Annotated in this window: 1 protein-coding gene; it reads right to left on the minus strand. The window is 39.3% G+C overall.

Annotated elements, in window-relative coordinates; all coding sequences use genetic code 11:
• Positions 1-2 precede the first annotated feature (2 nt).
• Positions 3-833, minus strand: a complete 831-nt coding sequence (rsmA, locus tag ACFINC_RS10265) for a 16S rRNA (adenine(1518)-N(6)/adenine(1519)-N(6))-dimethyltransferase RsmA (RefSeq protein WP_375617145.1) — start codon at positions 831-833, stop codon at positions 3-5.
• Positions 834-838: the final 5 nt, after the last annotated feature.

Genomic DNA, 838 nt, shown 5'->3' on the forward strand with positions numbered 1-838 from the left:
TTTTAGGTTATCAAATTCGCTAAAGTTACAAATTCGGAAATAGAGAGCGTTTCAGCACGGCGCGTTCCATCAATTCCAGCTTTTTCTAAAAGGACTTCACCTCCAAGTGTTTTGAGATTTTGACGAAGCATTTTTCGTCTTTGTCCAAAAGCGGTTTTTGTAACCAAGCTTAGTTTTTGCGCAGAGCAGACAAGAGGTTGAGTTCGTGGAATGATATGAACAACGGAAGAAGTTACTTTAGGCGCTGGTATGAAGGCTTGAGGAGGCACATCAAAAGCAATTTTAACCATGGTACGCCAGCCAGTTAAGACACTAAGACGTCCATAATGAGAAGATTGAGGTTTAGCCGTAATCCTTTGAGCGACTTCACGTTGAAACATCAATGTCATGGATTCATAAAAAGGAGGCCATGGTTCAACCAAAAGCCAATTTAATAAAAGTTGCGTTCCAATATTATAAGGAAGATTGGCAATAATGCGTGGTTTTTCTGGGATTGTTTCAAAGAGTTTTGAGAAATCTTGTTTCAATGCATCATTACAAATAACTTTTAATTTGTTCGGATAGTATTTTTCTATTTCTAAGAGAGCTGGTATACAGCGTTCATCGTGTTCTATTGCTGTTACAATGGCACCTTTTGCCAGCAAGGCGCGTGTGAGCCCTCCAGGACCAGGACCAATTTCAAGAACAGGTTTTCCTTCTATATTGCCTGCTTGACGAGCAATTTTAGAGGTTAAATTAAGGTCAAAAAGGAAATTTTGTCCCAAAGATTTATGCGCTTGCAATCCATATATATCGATGACCTCACGTAGAGGAGGAAGATTATCTATTGGCATGGTAT

It is taken from the genome of Bartonella sp. AP58NXGY (assembly GCF_042195785.1).
In the GTDB taxonomy this organism is placed as follows: Bacteria; Pseudomonadota; Alphaproteobacteria; order Rhizobiales; family Rhizobiaceae; genus Bartonella.

Excerpts from the sequence above, each read along its gene's own strand:
- rsmA (WP_375617145.1), bottom strand. The coding sequence starts at position 833 with ATGCCAATAGATAATCTTCCTCCTCTACGTGAGGTCATCGATATATAT.